Raw genomic sequence first — 19,096 nt, 5'->3', positions numbered from 1 at the left:
TGCACCTGTTGGTGTTATAAAGCACAAGGATGGAAGCGACAGCGCCGGAAAAACATGCTTTCCCGGCCAGAGGGGCGCTTTTGGGACATTTTTGAGCAACGTGCTCTTCTGCATGTGTTTGTCTGGTTTAAATGCTTTTCTGATGAACATGGACTGCATTACAAGATAAAATCAAGCCATGTTTGTGCATATTAAAATCATAAGAAAGTTTTTTTGTCTTTTATTATAAATACTGTGTGGAGTATCGTATAAATACTTTCTACAGAGTGATTATTTTTATTTTATACAGTGAGAAAAATGCTGCTTAACCTGTCAGGATAAGAGGATATTTACAGGTTGTTAAACTTTGAACTAATGCTTGACAATCTGGCTCAGAAAGGTATGTTCTCAGGCGGTGCCGCTGATTTTTTCTGTAAGACGGCACCATTTTTGGCGTGGTTTCCCCAGCCGGACACTGCGGCAAATTTTGTCTTTTGGTGCGCCATGTGCTCGTTTGTACAAGGTCGCCAGAGGCAATAGGTGCCGGCGGGGGAGGTGTGTTCGTGATTACTTGCATTATTCGCATGGAGGACTATGGGTATGGCATCACCAAAGGCAGCATTTAACGAAGACAAAGTTGCCCTGCTTATCGGCTGCCTTGTCTTCGTTTTAGCGCTCGGCAAAATGGTCGGCCTGGATATGATGGGCTGGGTCGTGCGCGTTGGCATGTGGGTTGATAACCCGCTTACCGCCTGGAAGGCCGCAACGTGGAAGTGGCTGCCCGGCTGGGGTTCGCTGCTGGTCAGCTATGTGGTCATCACCACCCTGCTGGCTGTGGGCATCAAGCTTATCAAAGGCAATGTGCCCAGCTTCATTCGCGGCTTCACCATCATCTTCTTCATGGCCATCGCCTGCTACACGGCCGGGGCCAACGCCTACATCGCGGCCAACCCCACGCAGCTCGCCAAGCAGGGCATTCCGTGGGCCTTGGGCCTCAGCACTGAAGCTGGTCTTATCGTGGCTCTGGTTGTCGGTATTCTTGTGGGCAACATTACCCCCAAGTTTGCCGAAAGCCTGCGTGAAGCCTGCCGGCCCGAGCTTTTCGTTAAGATCGCCATTGTTATCATGGGTGCCGAACTGGGCGTGAAAGCCGCTGATGCCGCCGGTTTTGCCGGTCACATCATTTTCCGCGGTCTTTGCGCCATCGTTGAAGCTTACCTGCTCTACTGGTGCGTTGTTTACTACGTTGCCCGTAAGCACTTCAAGTTCAACAAGGAATGGGCTGCCCCTCTTGCTTCCGGTATCTCCATCTGCGGCGTCTCCGCGGCCATTGCTACCGGCGGCGCCATCCGCGCCCGGCCTGTGGTGCCGATCATGGTGTCTTCGCTGGTCGTGGTGTTTACCTGCATCGAAATGCTGATACTGCCTTTTGTGGCTCAGCAGTTCCTTTCCACCGAACCCCTGGTGGCCGGTGCCTGGATGGGCCTCGCTGTTAAGTCTGACGGCGGCGCCATCGCCAGCGGTGCCATCACCGAATCCCTTATTCTGGCCAAGATGGCCGGTCAGGGCATCAACTGGGAGCCGGGCTGGGTCGTGATGGTTACCACTACCGTCAAGATCTTCATTGACGTGTTCATCGGCGTGTGGGCCCTGGTGCTCGCTTACGTCTGGACCGCCAAGTTTGACAAAACCCGTGGCGAGCGCACCATGACCTGGGGCGACGTTATGGACCGTTTCCCCCGCTTCGTGCTGGGCTACATTGGCACCTTCCTGATCCTGCTGTTCATGTGCCTGTCCTCGCCCGAACTGCACAAGCTCGGCAAGAGCCTGTCCGGCACTATCAACGGGTTCCGTGTACTGTTCTTCCTCATGACCTTCTTCACCATCGGTGTGGTGTCCAACTTCCGCAAACTGCGTGAAGAAGGCATCGGTCGTCTGGCTGTTGTGTACGTGGTGTGCCTGTTCGGCTTCATCATCTGGGTGGGCCTGTTCATTTCCTACGCCTTCTTCCACGGCATGACCCCGCCTGTTATCGGCGGCTAGCATATTCGGAGTGAGATATGGAAAAGACTAATGAAGTAAAACTCCATGAAGAAATCGAGAAGATGGAGTACGAACCCCTGGACCCCATTGAAATGAAGCTCATTAAGGGTGGCGTGGGGCTTGGCATCTTCCTGCTGATAGTGCTCTTCCTCGTCAGCAAGTTTGTGATGACCACACACTAGGCACCGCCATTGTGTAACTGACTAAACACACCGGGAAGGGGAACCCCCTTCCCGGTGTTCGCGTTGAAAGGATTTGCCATGCCGCGCTATCATCTGCGCTTTATGAAAGGGCCTAATTATACGCTTAACCTCGAGTATGAGGCTGTGGTAGAAGCTGCCTCATTTGAAGAAGCCCTGGCTCCGCATACTGACTGGCCTATTACCGAAAGCTACGATCACGCCACGGCTACCGCCTGGAATCCCGGCACCTGCGTTTATTATCAGGAAATGTGGGAAGCCGCGCTGCTGCCCGAAGAAAAGTAGGCATTATGCATCCTCGTTATGTCGTCAGTGCCTGTCTGGCAGGCATTGCCTGTCGCTATGACGGGCGCGCCACGCCCTGTGCCGCAGTCATGCGCCTGATGGAAGAGGGCAGGGCTGTGGCAGCCTGCCCGGAGTGCCTCGGGGGGTTGCCAACGCCCAGGCCTGCTTGCGAATTGTCGGGGCAGCGGGTGGTAAACAAAAACGGGGAAGATGTGACCACGGCTTTTCTGCTCGGTGCGCAAGCGGCCACTGCTCTGGCCCGGCAGGGCGGCTGTACCGCCGCTATCCTTAAAAGCCGTTCACCTTCATGTGGTTGTGGTCAGGTATATGACGGCACGTTCACCGGAACATTGCGCAAAGGGGACGGGCTGTGGGCCGATGATCTGAGGCGGGCCGGCATTGCCCTGTTTACCGAAGAACGATTGCCCCGGGATGAATGACGCAGGGCAGTTTTAGGGCAAGGCCGAATCATAGCCTGTTTGCATCCGTACGTTTTGCGGAACATTGACAAATACTTTGTTTGAAGCCAAGGGAGCACCTGGCCGGCGATCTGGCAGGATTTGCAAGATGTGTGATTTTAACAACGGTCAGGACGCCACAGAAAAATGCTCTTGGTGTGTTTCGTGCAACGCAACATCGCTGTGCATTTTTTTCAAATAAAGAACTGTCTTGTCGGGCATCCGGCAGTTTCTGCAAGTCTTGCAGTGCGAAAAGTCCCTGTTGTGACGCCAATGCAAATATCCCGTAACAGCCAAATACGCTGCTACGGGATATTTGCATTGGAAGACTGGAACAGTTTTGTGACGAAGCCTTTTGCCGTGGCTGCGCAAGAGGTTCAGCCGTTGACCGGCAGGTTACGGAGGTGCAGACGACTTCGCTGAGTAATTGCGTTGTCAGGCGCCGTAGTGAGCACTGTGACAGCTTCGAGATATGCCTCAACGGTATAACTACGCTCCAGGGGTCAGATTTTTTCGGCGCAAATGTCGTGATGAACAAGCTCGGCCACCACTTTTGCGCAAAACTCCGGCAACCTAGCTTCTGCCTCTGAAGTCAACCCGACCTGCATGGTTTTGTAGTCATATGGCTGCATGCCGAAGACAAGCGCTCGTGGCCGGTGACCGGCCAGTTCGCAGGTTACAAGCGTGTCTACAAGATCGGTCTGGTGCATTGAATCTCTGAAGCTCAGGCTTTGCCGCAGTTTTTCCCCTTCCAGCAAGTATATGGATCCGGGCGCTTCGCGGCCCAATACCACGTCCAGAACCACCAGAAAATCACAATCCATAAGTATGCTCATGAGCATCAGCCCTTGAGTGCCGCCATCCATAAGAGTCACATTTTCAGGCCAACGGTACTGTGCCTCAAGGTATTCCACCGCCCGCACCCCAAAGCCTTCATCGGTCAGCAGAATATTGCCCACACCCAGGATAAGCACTTTTTCTTTGCTCATGTGCCTGCTCGCTTTCTTGAAGGTGAAAAAAAGGGCGGGGGCAAATCCCCCCGCCCTCATCTATTCCGGCTACGGCAGACTACAGAACCTTGTAGTCATGCACTTCGTTGCTTTCACCATCAATGACGTGCACAGAACAGGCGATGCAGGGGTCAAAGGAGTGAATGGTGCGCAGGATTTCTACCGGGCGCTTGGGATCGGCCACAGGAGTGCCGACCAGGGCGGCTTCGGCAGCGCTGGGCACTCCCTTGTCGTCCCGGGGACCCAGGTTCCAGGTGGTGGGAACCACAAGCTGGAAGTTGTCGATCTTGCCGTCTTCAATGGTCATCCAGTGTGAGAGACCGCCACGTGAAACGTCGGCAAAGCCAACACCGCGTGCGGAAGTCGGTACGGCGTAATCTTCAACGATCTGTTTGTCCTTGACGATGTTATTCTCGTATTCGTTAAGCCAGTTTTCCATCTGCTGGGCAATGACCAGCGTCTGTATGCCGCGGGCGGCAGTACGGCCCAAGGTAGAGAACAGCGCTTCGGGGCCGAGATTCAGCTTGCCGAGCACTGCGTCAATGGTGGGCTTGATGGTTTTGTGGTTGTGCCCGTAGGCCACCAGCATCTGGGCAAGGGGGCCGGTTTCCACGGCGTGGCCGTCATAGCGCGGAGCCTTGTTCCACGAATACTTGTCCGTGTCGCCCATAAAGGTAAAGTGCGGATTGGTCTCGCCTTCAAAGGGAGCACGGGCTTTGCCCTCGTACCAGCTATGGCGCACGTGCTCTTCGATCTTGCTGGGATCGAAGGGCTGCACAGAACCCACCTTGCGGTCATAGATAACGCCAGGCTTGTACCAGCGGCTGTTGAGGTCGCGTTCGCCGCCGGGAGCGGGAAACTCGCCAAAGGCCATGAAGTTGTTGGTTCCGCCGATTTTACCCCAATCCTTGTAGTAACTGGCTACCAGCAGAAGGTCAGGGATGTAAACTTCTTCAATAAAGGCACGGGCTTTGACATAAAGTTCACGGAACTGCTTGATGCGTTCGGGTGTCAGGGCTTCATAGCAGGTCACGCCACCGGCAACAGTGAACTGGGTGTGCGGGTTCTTGGCGCCGAAAACGGCCATGCCCTTGGCCACTTCCACCTGGGCGCGCAGGGCCTGCAGGTAGTGGGCGGTGCACACAAGGTTGGCTTCGGGGTCCATATAGTACCCTTCGTGCCCGCCCAGAAAGTAGGCGTTGGTGAAGGGGCCGAGCTGCCCGCTTGCCACAAAGGTCTTCAGTTTTGCCTGTACGGCGGCAAACTCTTCAGTAGTTGCCTTGCGGGGCGAAATGGAGTTCGCCAGCTTGGCTGCCTTGGCGGGATCGGCCAGAAGGGCGCTCGTAACGTCCACGAAGTCCAATGCGTGGAGATGGTAGAAGTGGACCAGGTGGTCGTGCATGAACTGGTTGCCCAGAACCAGGTTGCGGATATAGGTAGCGTTGGCCGGAATGGGCTTGTTGATGGCGTCTTCAAGGCAGCGTGTGGAGGCCAGGGCGTGGGTATAGGTGCAGACGCCACAGGTACGCTGGGTGAAGTGTTGCGCATCGCGGGGATCGCGACCTTTGAGAATGGTTTCAATTCCACGGAAGAGGGTGGCGCAGCTGCGGGCCTCTTTGATCACGCCGCCTTCAACTTCCACTTCAATACGCAGATGGCCTTCGATGCGGGTCAGCGGATCCACCACAATGGGACCGGTGTAATTGCTCCGGGGCGTTTTAGTGACTTGGCTCATTTTTTATCCCCCTAGTTCTGGTAGAACGGCGTCATATCGTCCCAGAAATTGGGCTCACTGCAGCCTATGCAGGGATGCCCGGCAGCCACCGGCCAGTTGGTCTCGTTGAAAAGAACCTTGGGACAATTGTTGTAGGTCTCTGGTCCTTTACAGCCGACATCGTAGAGGCACCAGCCCTTGCGCGCTTCTTCAGAGTTGAAGGAAGGCGCAAACTCACCGGCGTCGAAATGCTTGCGGCGTTCGCAGAGGTCATGCACGCTCTGTCCAAAGAACATAACGGGGCGGCCCACTTCGTCCAGCTCGATTTTTTGGCCCTTGAGGAAAGCCACAAGAGTGCCAACCATATTCAGGGGGTTGGGCGGGCAGCCAGGCACGTTGATGGCCTTGACGCCCAGATCCGCATAGCAGTCATTGATGCCCTTGGCGGCGGTGGGATTGGGCTTGGCCGCCTGAATGCCGCCGTAACAGGCACAGGTGCCGATGCTGACAACGGCCTTGGCCTTGGGCAGGATGTTTTTGCAGATGTCGTACATGGTGTGTCCGGCAATATAGCCGTACTTGTTGTCCATGCCCGTGGGGATAGCGCCTTCGACAAGGCAGATGAAACCGTCAGGCCCGTTGACGGCGGCCTGAAGGGCCTCTTCGGCGGCTTCACCGGCGGCGGCCATGATAGTTTCGTGATAGTCAAGAGAAATGGTGTCAAGAATAAGAGTGTCAATGAAGGGCTGATAGGTGCGCAACAGCGCTTCGGAACAGCCCGTGCACTCGGCGGCGTGCAGGTACACCACCGAAGGACGACGCCCGGTAAGGGCGGCAGCCACATCGGAAGCAAAAGCCGGTCCCATGCCCATGGCCACGGCCACCGCTGTACAAAATTTCATGAAATCGCGGCGGCTGATGCCCTGGCGCTCCAAACGCTCTTCTCCGCCTTCTTTGCCCAGACCCACGGCAATACGCATAATAGCCTCCTGGCAAGAGTGAATGAACATCTGCGGCGCAGTCCCCCTGCCACTGGGGCCTGCTGTGCGGCGCGAAAAAGTCACGCCGTCCGTGTCGAAGACAACGGCATAGCGACGTCCGGCTTTGCAGCCGTGCGCCCTGTGGCGCTGTCTGTGCATAATTCAGGAACTGGTATAATGCGAAAAGGCTGCTGGCTTTGGCGTGTGCGGCGGTCATGCCCCTCATGTTTCCGCACGGCCAGCTGGCCGTCATTTGCGAAAAATTATATACAGTAAGCTAGAAACGGTCAATAGGTTCGTGATTTTTTGCTGGCGTTTACGGGGCAGGTCCCCCCGGGGACGGCGGCTTGAAAAGATTTGTAAAAAACTTTGCCCGGGCGGCCATCAGGGTTGTCTTGCGGGGGTATGTCATGCGTGTCGAAGGGTGGATCCGGAGCTTGCGCGTCAGGTTGCCACCCGGATGCGCTTGCGTTATTTTCGTGCCGCGCGGCGCGAATGTATGGCCGTCATGATCTTTAAATTTCACCGCATTGAGGATGGCATGAAAACGGAATCTCTTTGTCTGCACGCCGGGTATGAGCCTAAAAATGGTGAGCCGCGTGTTGTGCCTATCGCCCAGAGCACCACATTCAGATATGAATCCACCGCAGCTGTGGCCAGGCTTTTTGACCTCGAGGATGCGGGATTTTTTTATACCCGCCTTGGTAATCCCACAGTAGATGCGGTAGAGCGCAAGATCGCGGCCCTTGAAGGCGGCGTGGGCGCCCTTTGCACATCCTCCGGGCAGGCGGCCAACCTGCTTGCCCTGCTTAATGTGGCGCGCAGCGGCGATCATATCGTCAGCGCTTCCAGCATTTATGGGGGTACATTCAACCTTTTTGCCGTCACCCTGAAAAAGCTCGGCATTGAAGTAACATTTGTGGATCAGACCGCTTCGGACGAAGAGCTTGAAAAAGCCTTCAGGCCCAATACGAAAGCGGTGTTCGGAGAGGTTCTGACAAATCCGTCCATGGACGTGCTGGACATAGAGCGTTTTGCCGGGCTGGCGCACAGGCATGGTCTGCCGCTTGTGGTGGACAGTACTTTTGCCACGCCCGTGCTGTGCCGCCCCTTTGAATACGGGGCGGATGTGGTCGTGCACTCCACCACAAAGTATATGGACGGGCATGCTCTACAAATGGGCGGTGTTATTGTGGATAGTGGGAATTTTGACTGGACTGGCGGCAAGTTTTCCGAATTCACCGAGCCGGATCCTTCCTATCACGGGCTGGTTTACACAGAAGCCTTTGGCCGTGCAGCCTATATCGTCAAGGCTCGTGTACAGCTTATGCGTGACATGGGCTGCTGCCAAAGCCCACAGGGAGCCTTTTACATTAATCAGGGCCTTGAAACTCTGCCACTGCGCATGGAGCGCCATTGCCGCAATGCCGAAACTGTGGCTGCCTACCTTGCAAACCATCCCAAGGTCGAGTCTGTCAGTTATCCACGTCTGCCGGGCAACGCCAACAAGGTGCTGGCCGATAAATACCTGCCCGACGGGTGCAGCGGCGTGATTTCCTTTTCGCTCGGCGGAGGGCGTGACGCCGGGGCGCGCTTTATCGACAGCCTTGCAATGGTTTCACTTGAAGTGCACGTGGCTGACATCCGCACCTGCGTATTACACCCGGCAAGCTCCACCCACCGGCAGTTGACCGATGAGCAATTGCGCGAGGCGGGCATAAATCCCGGCACAGTGCGTTTGTCTGTGGGGCTTGAGCATGTGGATGACATTATTGCGGATCTGGACCAGGCACTCAAGCAGGCGTAGCCGCTGTTGCCATAATATGCGGGCCATAAAAAATATATGGGCCATAAAAAAGGCGGCGGGAATTCCCGCCGTCTTTTTATGAACTTTTCGAAAGCTGCTTTTAACTGATTTTTTGTGTAACAGGCTGCGCCACATGCATTGCCGCTTCCCTGCTTCAGCCACAAAAAATTATAATGTGCTCTGGCATGGCTGGCGTCAGCGCTTTTTTCTGGCAGAGAACATTTGCTGTACTTTTTTAGGCGATGCCGGATGCCGGAATCCGGCCTCAATGAGTCTGCGGGCGGCATTATCGCGCCCGACTCTGCTGGTGCCGCCCATAACCACTGCCAGCATGCGGGTTTTACCCCGTTGACCTGTCACAATAAGGTTGTAGCCCGAGGCTACGGTCCAGCCCGTCTTCAAGCCGTTGACGCCAGCGACCGTACCCAGCAGCCCATTGGTATTGCGCGTTTTTCTGTCCCGATAGGTGAGCAGCTGCACACTGTGGTAGCGCAGGGCAGACGGGTGAGAACGCAGGTAGGCTCTCGTCATTCGCGCCATGTCTCTGGCAGTGGTTTTCTGTCCGGCGGCCGGTAGCCCGGTGGGGTTTTTGAATGTGGTGCGGTTCATACCCAGGGCCTTGGCTTTCTGGTTCATAGCGCGGACAAACTGGCGGTCATTGCCACCAATCCGGCGGGCCACTGCTGTGGCTGCATCATTGCCGGAAACCACGGCCATGCCCGTAAGCAGCTGTGACAGCGCGACGCGCTCGCCTGCCCGCAAGTGCATGGATGATCCGCCTACGGCAGCTACCTGCGGCGTAATCCTGATTTTTTCACCCGGTTTGATCTTGCCCGCGCGAATCTGGTCCATAGCCAGGTACATTGTCATGACCTTGGTGAGTGAAGCCGGGGGAATGGCCATATCCGCATTTTTGGCATAAAGAATTTTGCCGGTGTCCATATTGATAAGAATGGCGGAACGCACGGGCATGGCCGCCTGAGCGCCGCCAGGAACTGCACAGATGGCAGTCAGGCAAAGCCACAACAAACAGACCGCCAGACGTGCAGTCGCCCACGGTAGTGCGCCGTGGCGGGCGTATGCGGGGTACGGTCGTGCAGACGTGCCGCTGTTTTCCGTACGGCGTTGTCCGCAGCTGTCCTTGAGGCGGCAAGGCTCTTCCTCTGCCGTAAGTGTGGCGTGAGAATCTTTTTTAACCATTATACTTTGTCAGGCATTGTACTTGTAAATACGGTTTGCTTCCTCCACAGCCTGCATGGCAAAGGCCAGCAGCACGGGACCGGCAATAAGCCCCACCGGGCCAAAGCTGGAAAGTCCACAGAGGATGGCGATAATCAGCACAAAGAAAGGGGCCTTGATACCCTGCCGCAGAAAAAGAGGGCGCAGTACGTTGTCCACACCCGCTACGGCCAGCATTCCCCACAGTCCCAACCCTATGGCGGCCATGCTTTTGCCGGTAAACCAGAGCGAAATGCACAGGGGCAGCCATACAAGAGCTGTGCCCACCATGGGGATAGGGGCTACCAGTGTCGCCAATAATCCCCAGAAGGCAGGCTGGTTGACGCCTGCCACAGCAAAGGCGACGCCGCACAGAAAGCCCTGGGCCAGCGCTACCAGAACAATGCCCAGCATGATGCCGCGCAGCGCCCGGTGTATGGCCGTGATGAAGCGCCGCAGCATGGACTGGGAAATATGGAATATTCTGCCCGTGATCTTGCGTACACGGCGGGAATAGATGGTAAATATCACTGTCAGGCTTACAAAGAGAAAGCTGGTCCAGAGCACGGTCATGGTGCCCCCAAGGAAATCTACGCCGCGCGACAGCAGCAGACCCATGGCAGTATCAAAAAAGCTGTCCAGCCGCATGAGCAGATCATTGAAGGCGCGTTCAAGGCGCGGATGCTCTGTAAGGCTCTGCCTCCATTGCTGGATGTAGTTTACCCACTCAACGGGCAACTGAAAATTATTGGCCTGCAGTTCACGCAGCCGCGTAAAACCGGCTGCTGCCTGCGGCGATACCAGAAGAACCAGCACGGCAATGGGAACGATAAGGGCCGCTATCAGCATGGTGATATATCCGTAAAGCGGCGATGAATTGACAAAGGAGATGAGAAGGCGTCGCTTGCGTGAATCCGGCCGGCTGCGTTCAATGCGGATTCGCCAGGCCCGGGCTTTTTGCCGCAGTTTGCGGTACTGCGGCAGGGTGAGGCAAGACAGACAGGCCGCCATAAAGATTGTGACGGGATTGGGCAGTAGCAGCAGATACCAGGCCAGTACGGCCAGCAGGTAGAGCAAGCGGGGCATTGTTTGTGTCATGCATAAGCCTTGGGTTGCGTGCCCCAAAATTCTGGATGCGGTTGATGTGGCGGATACAGCCCACGGCGCGGACTGTGCCTGTACGATAGCCCGTGGCTGCCAAAGGGCTGGGCGCAGCCAGACTAGCAAATATATGCTTGGTCTGCCAAGCCTTACGGCGCAGTGCGGAAAAAAGAAGGATGTGATTGAAAAACTTCTTTTTTATTGAAATGTTATGAGTTTTTAATCAAGGGACGAGGCTTTGGGGATTAAAATTTTTGCAAAAAATACGCTCCATTGCCTGCAGGGGGCTGCCGTTTGATCAAGTGCCGAACGTCACGCGACGTGATGAAGGCATCGTGTGGAAAAGTTTGTATTTCAGGGCAAACCCCTTGCCCCAATGGCGTATTCCATCTTGCAGGTTCTGTGTTTCCGCAGACAGGGTGCAGCAACGGCGGCACGCTCTGCCTGCATGGTATCTTTAACTGCTAAAAACAGGACGTCGAAGGTTCGAAGCGCTCCTGCCACCATCTTGCCATTGCTGATTTGCGCCATCAGCGAAACCGTGGCGCGTTGCGCCGCCCCACGCCCTGTGCTAGTTTGTGGGCATGACGACAGAAGCACGTAGCAGGCCCTGGCTGACCGTTTTATTGCGCGTATTGCCGGAGTTCTCCGCCCAGGACTGTTGCGCTGCCCTTGAGTACGCCGGAGCCGCTGGGCAGGTACTCATGGCGGCATGCCATGAAGAGATGCGCCCGCATCTCATGTCTTTTGGTCAGGGGATGGTGCGCCGTCAGACAATGCACGCCTTTCGCTGCTATAGCCCGTCCGCAGGGCAATCCTGCCTTGAAGCGCTTAATCTGGCGGCCAGTCAGGCGCGAACCCCTTATCTTTTACTTCTTTCTTCAGCCGTACGCCTTTTGCCCGGCAGCTTGCCGTCAATGCGCGACAGGTTGGAACGCTCGGGCCAGCTTGCCGGGGTCAATCCCCTGTTCCTTTACCGCCAGGAAGCTTTCGGCCAGTCTGCTTCTCTGACGGAAAGCCATATTTTCCCCCAGAGCCGTATTGCCCACATGGGCAGCGTGGGCAATTGTCTTGGGCAATTGCAGTATCTTTATGAAGGCCTGCCTCTGGAGCATGAGCTGGCACGAAAGCGGAGATTTTTTCAGGTAGCTCATATGGGAGCGCTTTTGCTGCGGCGTGAGGATTTTCTGGCTGTGGGCGGCCTTACGACTGCTCTGGACGAGCTTGCACCGCAGGATTTTTGCCTGCGCCTGGCTGCCCCGTACTCCTCCGCTTCTGGGTGCGCTCCGCAGCGTTTTTTCAGCAGCGAGCCCGATGCGCTGGCGGTTCTGGCTGACGATTTTGACAGCTGGAAGACCTGTGGCTTGTGGAACAGCCTGTTGTTGCGCGGCAGACTGTATCCCGGCCTGCTGCATCCTGATCAGGCGGAGCATGCACGGCAAGATGGTCTGGATTACGAATGCACTGCCTGGCTGCATCCGGGGCCGCGCCTGACCTCCTGTCTGGAACAGGATGAGGCAGCCATGCCCGTCATGGCAGCATGGCTGCGTTGGCGGCATGATCCCGGGCCGCAACATCTGCTGGATCTGCTCAGCCTTCTGCCCGAAGGGCAGAGGCGTACTGCTTTGGCTCTTTGCCGTGATTTGCCCGACAGTCTGCCCCGGGTCCTGTCCTGGTATGCAGAAGCCGCCCGCGCGTTATATACCTACGGTTATGAAAAGGAATACCCGGCTCTGGTGGAGCAGGCCGGTGCATGGATGCAACGGGAGGAAGATTTCAGGTGCAGATGTTTGCGTCCCGGCCTGAGCGCGTTGCAGAAGGAGGGGTTGTACGCCTGCGGCCTGGACAATTGCCCTGCAATTTATGATGCCTGGCTGGAACTGGCGGAAAAAAACAGCTTTGCTGCAAAGCTCATGCTGCAGGAAGGAGAGGAAAAAGAACACCGGTATAGTGAACTGCTCGTTGGCCGTCAATGGCCCCACCTGGCCGTGATTATGCCCGTGTATAGCCCGCAGCCCGAATATTTGCGCGCGGCTCTGGACTCTGTTTTAGCCCAGACCTATCCCCACTGGCAGCTCTGTATTGCTGATGACGCTTCTCCCGACCCACATACGCCTGAAATACTGCGCGCCTACGCGGCCATGGACGCGCGGCTGCGTTGTGTACGACGTGAGAGCAACGGGCATATTTCCCTTGCCAGTAACAGCGCCCTGGATATGGCTGATGCGCCCTGGACCGGTTTCTTGGACCACGATGACGTGCTGGCACCTGCCGCCCTTGAACAGATGGCCGCAGTGGCCGCGTCCGCGCCACATCTGGGGCTGGCTTTCAGTGACGAAGACAAGGTGGATTTTCGTGGTGTCCGGCGCACGCCCATCTTCAAGGCGGCCTTCGACCCCTGGACCCTGTACGTCGGGCACTTTTCTGTTTATTCCACAGAATTGCTGCGCCGCCTTGGCGGCTTGCGGCCCGGTCTGGAAGGATCGCAGGATTTTGACCTCTGCCTGCGCGCCACGGAATGTCTAGGGCCGGAGCAGATTGTTCATGTACCGCATGTGCTCTATCACTGGCGCGTGCACGAAGGCAGTTCAAGCGGCGCCGTGGGAGCGAAACCCTATGTTCTTGAGGCAACACGTCGTGCACTGAACGAAAGTGCAATACGCCGCAGGCTTTCTGCCGTTGCCGCGCCTGCGGGACGCAACAATTTTTACGCTCTGCGATTCAGCGTGTTGTCCTGCAAGTGCAGCGTTATACTGCTGGCCCGGCACGGACGGCCAGTACAGGCCGGATTGTGGCAGGCGTTGATGCGCCTTGCCGCACTTTTGCCGCTGGAGGTGCTTTGTCAGCCTTTGACGACAGACAGCGCAGCGGCCTTTGCCACCGTTCCTGCGTCTCTGTCCGCCAGGATTTTGCCCCCGCCGCAGGGGCCAGGGGCAGGCGACTGGAACATCGCCTGCAATCTGGCCGCCCGCGCGGCACGTGGCGAGGCGGTACTTTTTCTGGATTCCTCCTTGCTGCCATGCGAAGATTGCCAGCCGGAGCAATTGCTGGCCCTGGCCCTGCAAGGTGGCGTCGGGGCCGTGGGCGGCATGCTGCGACACGGCAATATCCTCTGGCACGCTGGGCTGATGCCGGATGCTGGCGGACAAACCTTTGCACTGCAGCGCGGCGCGGATTGTTTTCTGCTGCCTTCGCTCTGCTGGGGGCAGCTCTTGCTCACGCGCAGAGTGCTGGCAGCCCCGCAGCAGGCTATGGCTGTAGAGCGCCGGCTGTTTTTGGGACACAACGGCTTTAATCCGTCCATGGGGGCCTGGGCCGGTGCTGATCTGGCCTTGCGTATGGCATCCGCCGACCGACACAGTCTTGTTTGTCCTTGGGCATGGTGGCAGGTTTCTGCAGACGGCCTTGGCGTTGTGGACAGCAGGGCAGGGCAGGTGAACTGGCAGGGCTGGGGGGCAGGTCGCAAGCCGCAACCGAAAACAGAACCGCCCCAGGCGCTGGAGAAATTTCTCGCGCTCTGGGGCGTGTCCGTTCAAAAAAGCGGCTTGCGAAACATAAATCTGCGCGCTGCCTTTGATCAGGGGTGGACCCTGATAATGGAGAAGAAATTATAGTCTGTCGGTCTGGAGCATTGCAGTTTTGAGAACGTGCATTCGCAATATCTGCAAAATACCCACACGGGCGTCTGGTCGCGCAGGCAAACTTCGCTCACCAATTGTGCCGGGTGCCGCCCGCGCAGCCGCCGCCATGCAATGTTGGGGCAATATTGCCTTAGCCGAGGTTTTTGCTGCCCTTGAAGCTGACGCCGATAATTTCGTAAGTGACACGGCCACGAGGAATTTCAACGGAAACTTCGTCCCCTTCCTCGCGCCCGAGCAGGGCCTGCCCCACGGGTGAAAGAAAAGAAATGGATCCCTTGCTGGGGTCGGCCTCATCCGGGCCAAGAATGGTGTAGGTTTTGGCTTCGCCGCTATCTACATCTTCCAGGTCCACAGTTGCGCCAAAGATGACCTTGTCGCCGCTGAGGGTATCAAGGTCAATGACCTGATACAGGGCCATGCGCGACTCGATGTACTTTATACGCGCCTCAGCCATGCCCTGGCGTTCGCGCGCGGCGTCATAGCCGGCATTTTCGCGCAGGTCGCCTTCTTCTCTGGCTTCCTTGATGGCTTGAATGATCTCCGGCCGTTCGCTTTTCAGGCGGGCCAATTCTTCTTCCAGCGCCTTGTAGCCTTGTACGGAAATGGGAATACTCGTCATGTCGAACCTCGCAACGCAAAAAAAACGCCGCTGCCCAGGCAGCGGAGCATGCGTTTACCAAAAAGTGGTTTTTATGAAAAAAAATCTGGTATTCCGGCAGAGGCCTTGGTTCGGCTTGCATAAGCGCTTTGAGCGCTACCAGCTGCCAGAAAAAATGCCGGCCTTGCGGCGTTTCACAGTGTGAATTTTGCCGGAAAATACACACCGGGCAGCTGCACCTTGCAGGCCCGAAAACCTCTCCGGCCAAGCGGGCCGGAATCAAAACCGTAACTGCGCTTCTACCTTAACCACTGCACAGGTTCCGGTCAAGCTTTAAACAAAAAATTCCAGCCCTGTTGGGAGCATACCGGCAGGGCGCGTACAGTTGGCACTTGCGCCGTGCTGGTGCAGCGTATATGGTAAAAAAATTGTTATAAACCGAGCTGATCGTCAGCCGCATTCAAACAACGGCAGCTTATGAAAAAATATTTGCGTTATCTCGGGCCATTACTGATCTCTGCCATTTTTCTGCTGGCAGTGTATCTTTTGTACCATAAACTGAAAAGCTACAGTGTCGCGCAAATTCGCGAAAGTCTTTCGCAGATATCCCACACACGTATCACCCTTTCACTCCTGCTCATGGTGGTCAATTATATGATCCTTGTGGGCTATGACTGGCTTGCGCTCAAGGCCATCCATAAAAGCCTTCCCTTGCCGCGTGTGGGGCTGGTTTCTTTTGTGGGGCAGGCCGTAAGCTATAACTTTGGCGCGCTGCTCGGCGGCACAAGCGTACGCTACCGCTTTTACTCAGCCTGGGGGTTTTCGCTGACAGATATAGTGCGGCTTGTGCTTATGCTGGCGGTTACCTTCTGGGTGGGAGCACTTGGACTGTGCGGAGCCATCTTTATGGTGGCGCCCCCCATTATTCCTGACGAGCTGCTGGTCAAGATGCCACTCAAAGACGTGCGCATCCTGGGCGCCATTCTTTTTGCCATCGCCTGCTCATACCTTGCCCTGTGCTTTTTTATTCGCAAGCCCGTGCATATGTTCGGCAAGGAATTCGTTTTTCCCCCGCCGCGCATAGCCATTGCCCAGGCCCTTGTGGCGGGCGTGGACATCGTGGCCGCGGCGGCCTGCATGTATGTGTTGCTGCCGGGCGATATGGGCATAAGCTTTATCGATTTTCTGCCAAGCTACCTTATGGCCCAGGTGGCCGTGGTATTGACGCATATTCCCGGCGGGGTCGGAGTGTTTGAGCTTGTCATCCTGCACCTTACCCACACTACGCACGAGCAGATGGTTTTTGCCGCGGTGCTCTTGTTCCGGTTGATTTATTTTATTATTCCGCTGCTGGCCGCGGCGCTTTTGCTTGCACTCTATGAAGTGCGCCAGCGTCGTCAGGTTCTGCGCGGGGCCGGGCGATGGCTTTCTGTGCTTTCACATACCATTTCGGCCTATATGTGTTTTTCTGCCGGGATTATTTTGCTGGTTTCATCCACATTGCCCTTGGGCCATCACGCCCTCAGCATGCTGCGGATTATGGAACCCTACCATGTGACGGCTATAGGGCATTTTGTGAGCTGCCTGTCGGGCGCGGCCTTGCTTTTTGTTTCTTACGGGCTGGAACGACGGCAGACACGGGCTTTTTATATGGCTGTGTTTTTTCTCTGTCTCGGCATTGCCGGGGCCTTGCTCAACGGCTTTTCCTGGCTCACGGCAGGCATGGTGAGCGTGGTGCTTTTGGCCGTATGCATGGCCCGCAGGCGGTTTTATCGTGCTTCATTTTTCTGGCAGGAGCCTATTCCCCTGTTCTGGCTGGGGGGGGCCATGGGGGTGCTTGTGCTGGTAGGCGCGTTGGGCTGGACGCTGTACCACACGGCATGGAGCCATTCTGCCAACTGGTGGGGCAACGCTGCCCCCAACGCGGCGCGTACAACGTATGCTTTTGCAGGCATTGCCGTGGGCTTGGTACTTTCGTGGATATGGCGGGCGTCTCTTCGGCGGCGTGCGCGTCACAGACAAGAAAATTAGCGGCGTTTGCTACAAAAAAGCCCGCGGTATATACCGCGGGCTTTTTTGTATGTATTGTAGTCGAAATAGCTGGCGCGCATCGCGCAGCCGCTCTCTGCCGGTGACTGGCGAGGAAGTTCAAGGTGTATTTATGACGCATGGCTACTCGGATGGGCGAAAGCCCCCACTTCCGGTTATCAGGCGGAGGCGGGGGCTTTCTTAACCATGTGGAAAGCAATTTTTTATGCAGACAGGCTAGAACGTAAAGCGAACGCCAAGGCTGAATTCATTGGCATAAGGGGCCATGCCGACCTTGGCCTTTTGACCGGCAAAAGACTTTTCATGTTCGTAGTAACCCAGGCCCACGAAGCGGTAGGCCAGGTCAGCAGAGATTGTTTCGGTAAAGGCGTAGGAAACACCGGCCCCGGCATTCCAGGCAAATACCGTATTATAATCGGTGCTGCTTCCACTGTACCCCTGACCTTCTACCTTGTATCTGCTTTCAATAAAGCCCATGCCAAGCCCGCCGCCGATATATGGCGTAAAGGCTGTGTCATTGTGGAAATCCCAATACACATTGAGGAAGAGGGTCTGCAGGTTCCAGCGGCCCTTCAGGGTCGCGTCCAGGCCGTGCTTGGCGTCCCAATCCGTTTCTGAATTGGTGCGAATGGCGTATTCAATTTCGGCGCGTAAGGGGATGTCGTTGGCAGGGTAAAAGTCGTAACCGACAAAGGCGCCGCCCCCTACGGTGTTCTGGCTGTAGTCGCCGGTGTCAAAGAAGCTTGCGCCCTTGCTGGTAGAGACATTTCCGGTGCTCTGGATGGAATCAATGAATTTGAGTCCAAGATAAAAGCCGGAGTTTTGCGCAAAGGCGGGTACAGCAAGGGCCATAGTCAGCGCGACGGTCAGAAAGATTCTTTTGAACATGATTCTCTCCAGGTTTTGTTGTGCTGTTTTTCAAAGCCTTTCCTTGGCATTCGCCTGTTGTTTCTGAATTGATATCCGCTTTTGTGTAGACCATACCTGAACATTGTAAATTATCAAGCTGCTGCAAGGCATATATGAGTGATGCAATCAGTAATAATTGCATGGTGTTGCGGGAGGTTGTTTCGCTGCATCCTGTTTTTCATGAAGTTGGAGTTTGCTGCACAACTTTATCCATGCGATGGTGTTGCCGTGGCGCTTACCTGCATGTTGTGTATGGCGCCATATCTGCAGCGTGGATGCCGCAGACGGCGGAGCGAAATTCTCTTGCGAAAACGACAGGTTGGTTCAGCCGGACCATCTTTCTATAGGCTGATCGCTTTGAGCTTGGGGCACTGCACGCAGGAACAGGGGCTTTGAGCGGCCGGAAAGGCGGTTGGGTGTTGTTTGAGCGGTTTGGATTGTTGGCCCAGGAGTTGCCCCAAAAAATCAGAGGCAGTCAACGGCACGGATGGGCATTTTTGAGCACAGCAAATTGCCTAGCTACACAAAAAAAGAAGGTTTCATGAGCGCTTATGAGCATTCACGAAACCTTCTAATCATTTATTGTGGCGGAGAGGGAGAGATTCGAACTCTCGGTACGCTGTTAACGTACACACGATTTCCAATCGTGCTCCTTCGGCCAGCTCGGACACCTCTCCGCATGTTTTGCATTCGTGCAAAGCCGAAACTGTATATGGCATATCCACAGAGAATGCAAGCAAAAAGTGGTAAAATTATGAGCTGATGCCACCGGGCTGTTCTGTTTGCCTAGTTTTTATCTTCAGGCGGTATTTTTTTAGCGCCCGTCTTTTTTTCGCCCCTCCGCCGGAGGGGTGGCAGCCGGAAGTCCATTCAACAGAGGCCGCCGCCTGTTTTGACGAGCATCCAGAACAGACCGCCCACAATGGCCACAGTCAGCAAGATCTTGATCAGCATTGCTTAATCCTGCCCGGGCTTTTCACCCTTTTTATTTTTCTGCCCTGCGCGTTTTTTTTCGACCCTGGCCGAACGGTAAAAAATCCATAGCGCCAGTGCGGATAACAGGGTGATCGCTATGGCATTGAGCGTCAGGTAGCCCATAGTTTT

At 55.8% G+C, this 19,096-nt stretch carries 15 protein-coding genes and 1 tRNA gene; 7 read left to right on the top strand and 9 right to left on the bottom strand.

Annotation, left to right across the window (positions count from 1 at the left end; all coding sequences use genetic code 11):
• Window positions 1–579 precede the first annotated feature (579 nt).
• The 4 genes from ACZ495_RS06080 (at window position 580) to ACZ495_RS06065 (ending at window position 2,947) form a co-directional block, all read left to right on the top strand.
• Window positions 580–2,022: a putative sulfate exporter family transporter gene (locus tag ACZ495_RS06080; RefSeq protein WP_012624665.1), complete on the top strand. Its 1,443-nt coding sequence runs from the start codon at window positions 580–582 to the stop codon at window positions 2,020–2,022.
• Window positions 2,023–2,039: 17 nt separating this feature from the next.
• On the top strand, window positions 2,040–2,204 hold the full coding sequence (locus ACZ495_RS06075; protein ID WP_394027578.1) for a bacteriocin-type signal sequence: 165 nt from the start codon (window positions 2,040–2,042) through the stop codon (window positions 2,202–2,204).
• A gap of 78 nt (window positions 2,205–2,282) precedes the next feature.
• The gene (locus tag ACZ495_RS06070; protein WP_012624667.1) at window positions 2,283–2,507 is read left to right on the top strand and encodes a hypothetical protein; all 225 of its coding nucleotides are present in this window, start codon (window positions 2,283–2,285) and stop codon (window positions 2,505–2,507) included.
• Window positions 2,508–2,512: 5 nt separating this feature from the next.
• Window positions 2,513–2,947 carry a 2-thiouracil desulfurase family protein gene (locus ACZ495_RS06065; protein WP_012624668.1) on the top strand — a complete coding sequence of 145 codons (435 nt, stop codon included), beginning with the start codon at window positions 2,513–2,515 and terminating at the stop codon, window positions 2,945–2,947.
• 521 nt (window positions 2,948–3,468) lie between these two features.
• On the opposite strand, the gene ACZ495_RS06060 is transcribed toward ACZ495_RS06065, so the two are convergent.
• From ACZ495_RS06060 to ACZ495_RS06050, 3 genes are all read right to left on the bottom strand, one after another.
• Window positions 3,469–3,954: a HyaD/HybD family hydrogenase maturation endopeptidase gene (locus tag ACZ495_RS06060; RefSeq protein ID WP_012624669.1), complete on the bottom strand. Its 486-nt coding sequence runs from the start codon at window positions 3,952–3,954 to the stop codon at window positions 3,469–3,471.
• 79 nt (window positions 3,955–4,033) lie between these two features.
• Window positions 4,034–5,710, bottom strand: a complete 1,677-nt coding sequence (locus tag ACZ495_RS06055; protein WP_012624670.1) for a nickel-dependent hydrogenase large subunit — start codon at window positions 5,708–5,710, stop codon at window positions 4,034–4,036.
• 11 nt (window positions 5,711–5,721) lie between these two features.
• Window positions 5,722–6,669, bottom strand: a complete 948-nt coding sequence (locus tag ACZ495_RS06050) for a hydrogenase small subunit (RefSeq protein ID WP_333534768.1) — start codon at window positions 6,667–6,669, stop codon at window positions 5,722–5,724.
• A 541-nt stretch (window positions 6,670–7,210) separates the two neighbouring features.
• On the opposite strand from ACZ495_RS06050, the gene ACZ495_RS06045 reads away from it, so the two are divergent.
• The gene (locus ACZ495_RS06045; RefSeq protein WP_041724772.1) at window positions 7,211–8,476 is read left to right on the top strand and encodes an O-acetylhomoserine aminocarboxypropyltransferase/cysteine synthase family protein; all 1,266 of its coding nucleotides are present in this window, start codon (window positions 7,211–7,213) and stop codon (window positions 8,474–8,476) included.
• A gap of 195 nt (window positions 8,477–8,671) precedes the next feature.
• Here ACZ495_RS06045 and ACZ495_RS06040 read toward each other — a convergent pair whose 3' ends face one another.
• Entirely contained in the window at window positions 8,672–9,676 is a 1,005-nt protein-coding gene (locus ACZ495_RS06040; protein ID WP_464262828.1) for a D-alanyl-D-alanine carboxypeptidase family protein, read from the bottom strand.
• 9 nt (window positions 9,677–9,685) lie between these two features.
• Window positions 9,686–10,792, bottom strand: coding sequence for an AI-2E family transporter (locus ACZ495_RS06035; RefSeq protein WP_012624674.1), 1,107 nt, complete (start codon window positions 10,790–10,792; stop codon window positions 9,686–9,688).
• Between the two features lie 587 nt (window positions 10,793–11,379).
• On the opposite strand from ACZ495_RS06035, the gene ACZ495_RS06030 reads away from it, so the two are divergent.
• Entirely contained in the window at window positions 11,380–14,409 is a 3,030-nt protein-coding gene (locus ACZ495_RS06030) for a glycosyltransferase (RefSeq protein ID WP_464262827.1), read from the top strand.
• Window positions 14,410–14,566: 157 nt separating this feature from the next.
• Here ACZ495_RS06030 and greA read toward each other — a convergent pair whose 3' ends face one another.
• Window positions 14,567–15,055 carry a transcription elongation factor GreA gene (gene greA, locus ACZ495_RS06025; protein WP_012624676.1) on the bottom strand — a complete coding sequence of 163 codons (489 nt, stop codon included), beginning with the start codon at window positions 15,053–15,055 and terminating at the stop codon, window positions 14,567–14,569.
• 456 nt (window positions 15,056–15,511) lie between these two features.
• On the opposite strand from greA, the gene ACZ495_RS06020 reads away from it, so the two are divergent.
• Window positions 15,512–17,065, top strand: a complete 1,554-nt coding sequence (locus tag ACZ495_RS06020; protein ID WP_012624677.1) for a putative bifunctional lysylphosphatidylglycerol flippase/synthetase — start codon at window positions 15,512–15,514, stop codon at window positions 17,063–17,065.
• A gap of 234 nt (window positions 17,066–17,299) precedes the next feature.
• Here the strand turns inward: ACZ495_RS06020 and ACZ495_RS06015 are convergent, their stop codons facing one another.
• The 3 genes from ACZ495_RS06015 to ACZ495_RS06005 form a co-directional block, all read right to left on the bottom strand.
• Complete coding sequence (locus tag ACZ495_RS06015; RefSeq protein ID WP_012624678.1) at window positions 17,300–17,971, bottom strand: outer membrane protein; 672 nt, start codon at window positions 17,969–17,971, stop codon at window positions 17,300–17,302.
• A gap of 606 nt (window positions 17,972–18,577) precedes the next feature.
• Window positions 18,578–18,669, bottom strand: a tRNA-Ser gene (locus ACZ495_RS06010).
• 280 nt (window positions 18,670–18,949) lie between these two features.
• On the bottom strand, window positions 18,950–19,090 hold the full coding sequence (locus tag ACZ495_RS06005; RefSeq protein WP_012624679.1) for a hypothetical protein: 141 nt from the start codon (window positions 19,088–19,090) through the stop codon (window positions 18,950–18,952).
• Between the last annotated feature and the right edge of the window lie 6 nt (window positions 19,091–19,096).

The organism is Desulfovibrio sp. GTC20076 (genome assembly GCF_055385905.1).
This window is presented reverse-complemented; position numbering and strand designations above follow the sequence as displayed.